Below are 6,543 nucleotides of genomic sequence, written 5' to 3'. Positions count from 1 at the left end.
GGAGTGGCCTTTGCCTTTCGGCGTGTCTCCACTTTAGCCGATTCCCAGGGCGACTCATAATCGAGTCATTAAGGTCTGAATTTCGGCATACCGAAATCGCACCCTATTGGGTTCGTCGTAAGGAGTGGATGGCCACTTCGGGTTGCCGAACGGCAGTGCCCGTCTCAAGCGGCTCGGGCTACGTTAGGCGTCTGAACAACGCGAGTCAAGTTGCCCTACGGCGAGGGACGTGGGCCCGGTACCGACTGACCGTGGGGTCGCCCTCGATCCAGAAACGCCAGGGGTGGTGGGCCCCCGCGCCTCCCACTCCCGTACGAGGGCCGTTGCGCACCTGGTCAGGAGCGGGCGGAGTACCGGGGAACAGGGTCAGTGGTGCGTCGCCGCCGGTGCACAGGTCGACGCCGTTGAGGGCGCGGCCGACGTTGAGGGCCGTGGCCAAGCGGGCGGGTCCTTTGGCCAGTTCCTTGTCATGACGGGCCGAGAATCGACGTTTGCGGGTGAGATCCGCACCTACTCGGATCTCACCGGCGCGCAGCAGGATCCCGCTCGCCCTGCCCTCCGGGCCGCACACCACGTTCAGGCAGTGCCACATGCCATAGGTGAAGTAGACGTACGCGTAACCGGGCGGGCCGAACATCACGTCGTTGCGTGCGGTGCGGCCGCGGTAGGCGTGGGAGCCCGGATCGAGCTCTCCCGCGTACGCCTCTACTTCGGTGAGTCGCAACTCGATGGGTCCGTCGTCGGTCAGGCGTGCCAGGGTGCAGCCAAGGAGCTCGGGGGCGACCTCCAGTACAGGGCGGTCGAAGAACTCCCGGGGCAGGGGCGTACGGTCGGGGCTCTCGATCATGGCGTACGAGGGTACCGGGGAACCGACCGCGATCGTCGTGCGTATGTAGAGGTCAGGACCAAGAAGGAGTGGATATGGGCTTCAAGAGACTGCTTGCGAGCATGGGGGCCGGCGGTGCTTCCGTGGAGACGGAGCTGACCGAGGCGAACGTCGTGCCGGGCGGTGTCGTCCAGGGCGAGGTGCGCATCCAGGGCGGCTCGGTGGATCAGCAGATCGAGGGTCTCTCCGTCGGCCTGCAGGCGCGGGTCGAGGTCGAGGGCGGTGACCAAGAGGTCAAGCAGGACATCGAGTTCACCAAGCAGCGGCTCGGCGGCGCGTTCACGGTGAGCGCCGGGGCGGTGCACGTGGTGCCGTTCGGGCTGGACATCCCGTGGGAGACCCCGGTCACCAGCATCGCCGGGCAGCAGCTGCGCGGGATGAACATCGGAGTCACGACGGAGCTGGAGATCGCGCGGGCCGTGGACTCCGGCGACCTGGACGCGATCAGTGTGCATCCGCTGCCGGCGCAGCAGGCGATCCTGGATGCCTTCGTCCAGCTGGGCTTCCGCTTCAAGAGCGCGGACATGGAGCGCGGGCACATCCGTGGGACGCGGCAGCGGCTGCCGTTCTACCAGGAGATCGAGTTCTTCCCGCCGCAGCAGTACCGCGGGCTGAACCAGATCGAGCTGACGTTCGTCGCGGACGACCGCGAGATGGACGTCATCCTCGAGATGGACAAGAAGCCGGGACTGTTCAGCGAGGGCAGCGACTCGTACAAGGCCTTCAAGGTGGGGCACCACGACTTCCAGTCGACCGACTGGGCGGCGTACCTCAACCAGTGGCTCGCGGATGTCGGCGGGCGCCGTAACTGGCTCTAGGCTCGGATCCGGCAGGCAGCCAGTCAGGCAGGACAGCCGATTCGGAGGTTCAGACGTGACCGAGCTCAACAGGGCGCCGCTTCCGCACGACTTTCATCCGGCGGTGCCGTCGTTCACGGTGGTGAGCGATGACATCGAGCCAGGGTCGGTGCTGAAGGACGCCCAGGTCCACGCGGCGGGCAACACCTCGCCGCACCTGCGGTGGGAGGGTTTCCCGGCCGGGACCAGGAGCTTCGCCGTGACGTGCTTCGATCCCGACGCGCCCACGGGCAGCGGGTTCTGGCACTGGGTGCTCTACGACATCCCGGCCTCGGTCACGGAGCTGCCCGCTGGTGCGGGCAGCGGGAAGTTCGAGGGGCTGCCCGAGGGCGCGGTTCAGGTCCGTAACGACTACGGGTCGAAGGACTTCGGCGGCGCCGCTCCGCCGGCCGGTGAGAACCACCGCTATGTGTTCACGGTGTATGCGGTGGACAGCGAGAAACTCGGCCCGGACTCGGATGCTTCGCCCGCGGTCGTGGGTTTCAATCTGCGGTTCCACACGCTTGCCCGTGCGCAGCTGATCGGTGAGTACGAGGGTCCCTCGTAGAGCTCAGCGTTCGTTTGTTGTTTGCCCTGCCCTGGTCTTGGAGAGACCAGGGCAGGGCATCTTTTATTGCGTTGTCCATCTCGGCGCGCCCGGCCACAGTTGATCCAAGCCCAAGGCCCGCAACGGGCTGGGCCGGCGAACGGGAGGTGGGCGAGATGCGTGACACGCTGGTGCTGAATGCGAGCTTCGAGCCGCTGTCGACGGTGACACTCAACCGGGCTGTGGTTCTGGTGCTGCAGGACAAGGCCGTCGTCGAGCAGGCCCACCCCGGACTCCGTGTGCGTGCCGCCGAGGTCGATCTGCCGGTGCCCCGCGTGATCAGGCTGTGCCGCTACGTACGGGTGCCGTTCCGAAGACAGGCGCCGTGGTCGAGACGGGGTGTGCTGGTACGGGACCAGCACCGGTGCGCGTACTGCGGAAGACGTGCCACCACCGTGGACCACGTGGTGCCGCGGTCGCACGGTGGGGCGGACAGCTGGCTGAATACGGTGGCGTCCTGCGCCGAGGACAATCACCGCAAAGCGGACCGTACGCCGGAGCAGGCGGGGATGCCGCTGTTGCGCGAGCCCTTCATACCGTCTCCGGCGGACGCGATGCTGCTCGGGATGCGGGCCGGCGAGCGCTCGGAGCTGCCGGGGTGGCTGGCGGCCCAGCCCGCCGCGTAAGGCGAGGACCAATCGGTGAAGGGGCCCGCTCTCGGACGAGGGCGGGCCTTGCTGCGTCAGCGGAGCACCAGCTGGACGATGGCGACGGTGCCGACCACCACGATCAGCGCGCGCAGCGCGGTGGGCGGGAGACGGCGTCCGATCGTCGCGCCGAGCTGGCCGCCAACGGCGGAGCCGACCGCGATCAACAAGACGGCCGTCCAGTCGAAGTCCGCGACGAAGAGGAAGAAGAGCGCGGCGATGCTGTTGACGACGGCGGCGAGGACGTTCTTGGCGGCGTTGAGGCGCTGCATGGTGTCGTCGAGCAGCATGCCCATGAGGGCGAGGTAGATGATCCCCTGGGCCGCGGTGAAGTATCCACCGTAGACGCTGGCGAGCAGCAGTCCGATGAACAGGAGTGGGCCGCCGTCGGGGTGGGCGTGGGTGCCGTTGCGGTCGCGGCGGCGCTGGACGGCCTTGGCGATGCTCGGCTGGAGGATCACCAGGATGAGGGCGAGCCCGACCAGTACCGGCACGATCGTCTCGAAGGCCGTGGAGGGGAGTATCAGCAGGAGCACGGCTCCGCTGATGCCGCCGATCGCGGCGGCGACGCTCAGGCGCAGGAGGCGGCTGCGCTGGCCGGTGAGTTCGGCGCGGTAGCCGATGGCTCCGCTGATCGAGCCGGGGATCAGGCCGAGGGCGTTGGAGACGGTGGCGGTGACCGGAGGAAGGCCGGTGGCGAGGAGCACCGGGAAGGTGATCAGCGTTCCGGAGCCGACGACGGTGTTGATCGTGCCGGCGCTGATGCCCGCGGCGAAGACGGCGAGCATCTCCCAGATGGTCACGCTGTGCCCCTCGGTGATCGGTGCCGAATGCACCGATCATGCCCGAGGGACCGCCGGGTCAGTCGATGGGGGGCTGTTCGCGGCGCTCCGTGCCGTTGCCGCCACCGGACTTGGCGGAGCCGCCGCCCATGCCGCCCATCGGGCCGATGTTGCCCATGGCGCCGCTCAGTCCCTTGAGCGCGTCGCCGATCTCGCTGGGCACGATCCAGAGCTTGTTGGCGTCGCCCTCGGCGATCTTCGGCAGCATCTGGAGGTACTGGTAGGCGAGGAGCTTCTCGTCGGCGTCTCCGGCGTGGATGGACTCGAAGACCGTACGGATGGCCTGGGCCTCGCCCTCGGCACGCAGGGCGGCCGCCTTGGCCTCACCCTCGGCGCGCAGGATCGCGGACTGCTTCTCGCCCTCGGCGGTGAGGATGGCCGACTGCCGGATGCCTTCCGCGGTGAGGATCGCGGCGCGCTTGTCACGGTCGGCGCGCATCTGCTTCTCCATCGAGTCCTGGATGGAGGTGGGCGGCTCGATCGCCTTCAGCTCGACGCGGTTGACGCGGATGCCCCACTTGCCGGTGGCTTCGTCGAGGACACCGCGCAGGGCCGCGTTGATCTCCTCGCGGGAGGTCAGGGTCCGCTCCAGGTCCATGCCGCCGATGATGTTGCGGAGGGTGGTGACGGTGAGCTGCTCGATCGCCTGGATGTAGCTGGCGACCTCGTACGTCGCGGCCCTGGCGTCGGTCACCTGGTAATAGATGACCGTGTCGATGTTGACCACCAGGTTGTCCTGGGTGATCACCGGCTGGGGCGGGAAGGGGACGACCTGTTCACGCAGGTCGATGCGGTTGCGGATCGAGTCGATGAACGGGACGACGATGTTGAGGCCCGCGTTGAGGGTTCGGGTGTAGCGCCCGAAGCGCTCGACGATGGCGGCGCTGGCCTGCGGGATGACCTGGATCGTCTTGATCAGGGCGATGAAGACCAGCACCACCAGAATGATCAGGACGATGATGATCGGTTGCATCGTGTTCCCTGTGCCCTTCGCTGCCGGATGATTGTGCTGCCGAATGATTTGATGATCGAGTTTCCCAGAACACGGGCCGGAGTGTGGGGCGTTCGGCCTGGTTGTCTCACATCACTACGGCGGTGGCGCCGTCGATCTCGACGACGTCGACCTGCTCTCCGGCCTCGTACGACATTGCGGCGTCCAAGGCACGTGCGGACCAGACCTCACCGGCGAGCTTGATCCGCCCGCCGCCGGCGTCAACCCGTTCCAGGACGACGGCCTGGCGGCCCTTGAGTGCGTCGACTCCGCTGGCGAACTGGGGACGTTGGGCGCGGTGCCGGGTCGCGATCGGCCGTACGACGGCGATGAGCGCGACGGAAACCGCGGCGAAGACGAGTACTTGGGCGACTGTCCCGCCGCCCAGCGCCGCGACGACGGCCGCGGCCACCGCTCCGGCGGACAGCATTCCGAATTCCGGCATCGCCGTCAGGACAAGCGGAATGCCCAGTCCTACCGCCCCGATCAGCCACCACACCCATGCGTCGATGTCCACGTGGTCATGGTAGGTCCGCCGGTCGTGGTGGGGACAGGGGGCGAGAGCGGGGTTGAGATCCGGTCAGCCGTGCCGCCGGGGCCCGTTGTCAGCCGAGGGGGAGGCCATGGGCGGTCCAGCGCTCGCCGTTGCGCTCGACGAGGAGCGGGAGGCCGAAGCAGAGGGAGAGGTTGCGGGAGGTCAACTCGGTCTCCATGGGGCCGGCGGCCAGCACCTTGCCCTGACGGATCATCAGGACATGGGTGAACCCCGGTGCGATCTCCTCGACATGGTGCGTGACCATGACCATGGAGGGGGCGTACGGGTCGCGGGCCAGGCGGCCGAGGCGGCGAACCAGGTCCTCGCGGCCGCCGAGGTCGAGACCGGCGGCGGGCTCGTCGAGGAGCAGCAGCTCGGGGTCGGTCATCATCGCGCGGGCGATCATGGTGCGCTTGCGCTCGCCCTCGGAGAGGGTGCCGAAATTGCGGTCCAGGAAGTCGGTCATGCCGAGGCGGTCGAGGAAGGCGCGGGCGCGCTCCTCGTCGACGGCGTCGTAGTCCTCGTGCCAGGTGGCGGTCATGCCGTACGCGGCGGTGAGGACGGTCTGCAGCACGGTCTGGCGCTTGGGCAGCTTCTCGGCCATGGCGATGCCGGCGATGCCGATGCGGGGGCGGAGCTCGAATACATCGACACCGGCGGTGCCGAGGCGCTCACCCAGGATCTTCGCCGTGCCGGTGGTCGGGAAGAGGTAGCTTGACGCGATGTTGAGGAGGGTGGTCTTGCCGGCGCCGTTGGGGCCGAGGATGACCCAGCGCTCGCCCTCCTTGACCGACCAGGAGACGTCGTCCACCAGAGCGCGTCCGTCGCGGACCACGGATACGTCCACCAGCTCCAGTACATCGCTCATGAGCGCGTTGTCTCCCCATGCAATCGTCTTGAGGTAGTCGCGGGGCTTTTGTGCGCCTGTGGGCGCGGCTCCCAGGGAAAACCTACGCCACCGGTCGAGTGGCCCGGTCCCCCGGTCCGGTCCCTAGGCTGGGCCCATGCTTCGCGAACCACGCTCAGGACGGCTGGCCGCATGGGGAAATGCCCTGTTGGCCGGATTTGTATCACCCGATGACGCGGCGCTGGCGATCGTCGGCGACGACGCGGTGCACCGGGTGGAGGGTCTGCCCGGCGAGGCGGGCCCGGTCGGGCTCACGCTGGCGCTGGGACGGCTGAGGGCGCTCGGGGTGGCC

At 68.1% G+C, this 6,543-nt stretch carries 8 protein-coding genes and 1 pseudogene; 4 read left to right on the top strand and 5 right to left on the bottom strand.

Annotated elements, in window-relative coordinates:
- Positions 1–205: 205 nt before the first annotated feature.
- Positions 206–847: a DNA-3-methyladenine glycosylase gene (locus tag J7E87_RS31825; protein WP_215098096.1), complete on the bottom strand. Its 642-nt coding sequence runs from the start codon at positions 845–847 to the stop codon at positions 206–208.
- A gap of 74 nt (positions 848–921) precedes the next feature.
- Here J7E87_RS31825 and J7E87_RS31820 point away from each other — a divergent pair, with 74 nt between their 5' ends.
- The 3 genes from J7E87_RS31820 to J7E87_RS31810 all read left to right on the top strand — a co-directional run bounded on the left by J7E87_RS31820 (position 922) and on the right by J7E87_RS31810 (position 2,955).
- Positions 922–1,704 carry a sporulation protein gene (locus tag J7E87_RS31820; protein ID WP_215098095.1) on the top strand — a complete coding sequence of 261 codons (783 nt, stop codon included), beginning with the start codon at positions 922–924 and terminating at the stop codon, positions 1,702–1,704.
- A 55-nt stretch (positions 1,705–1,759) separates the two neighbouring features.
- Entirely contained in the window at positions 1,760–2,290 is a 531-nt protein-coding gene (locus J7E87_RS31815) for a YbhB/YbcL family Raf kinase inhibitor-like protein (RefSeq protein ID WP_215098094.1), read from the top strand.
- 155 nt (positions 2,291–2,445) lie between these two features.
- Entirely contained in the window at positions 2,446–2,955 is a 510-nt protein-coding gene (locus J7E87_RS31810; RefSeq protein ID WP_215098093.1) for an HNH endonuclease, read from the top strand.
- Positions 2,956–3,011: 56 nt separating this feature from the next.
- Here J7E87_RS31810 and J7E87_RS31805 read toward each other — a convergent pair whose 3' ends face one another.
- From J7E87_RS31805 to J7E87_RS31790, 4 genes are all read right to left on the bottom strand, one after another.
- Positions 3,012–3,779: a sulfite exporter TauE/SafE family protein gene (locus tag J7E87_RS31805; protein ID WP_215098092.1), complete on the bottom strand. Its 768-nt coding sequence runs from the start codon at positions 3,777–3,779 to the stop codon at positions 3,012–3,014.
- A 58-nt stretch (positions 3,780–3,837) separates the two neighbouring features.
- Entirely contained in the window at positions 3,838–4,791 is a 954-nt protein-coding gene (locus tag J7E87_RS31800) for an SPFH domain-containing protein (protein ID WP_215098091.1), read from the bottom strand.
- Positions 4,792–4,897: 106 nt separating this feature from the next.
- Positions 4,898–5,326, bottom strand: coding sequence for an NfeD family protein (locus J7E87_RS31795; RefSeq protein ID WP_215098090.1), 429 nt, complete (start codon positions 5,324–5,326; stop codon positions 4,898–4,900).
- 88 nt (positions 5,327–5,414) lie between these two features.
- Positions 5,415–6,212, bottom strand: coding sequence for an ABC transporter ATP-binding protein (locus tag J7E87_RS31790; RefSeq protein WP_215098089.1), 798 nt, complete (start codon positions 6,210–6,212; stop codon positions 5,415–5,417).
- A gap of 136 nt (positions 6,213–6,348) precedes the next feature.
- Here J7E87_RS31790 and J7E87_RS31785 point away from each other — a divergent pair.
- Positions 6,349–6,543, top strand: a pseudogene (locus tag J7E87_RS31785) (hypothetical protein); the annotation flags it as partial.

It is taken from the genome of Streptomyces sp. ISL-1 (assembly GCF_018614585.1).
In the GTDB taxonomy this organism is placed as follows: Bacteria; Actinomycetota; Actinomycetes; order Streptomycetales; family Streptomycetaceae; genus Streptomyces; species Streptomyces maoxianensis.
This window is presented reverse-complemented; position numbering and strand designations above follow the sequence as displayed.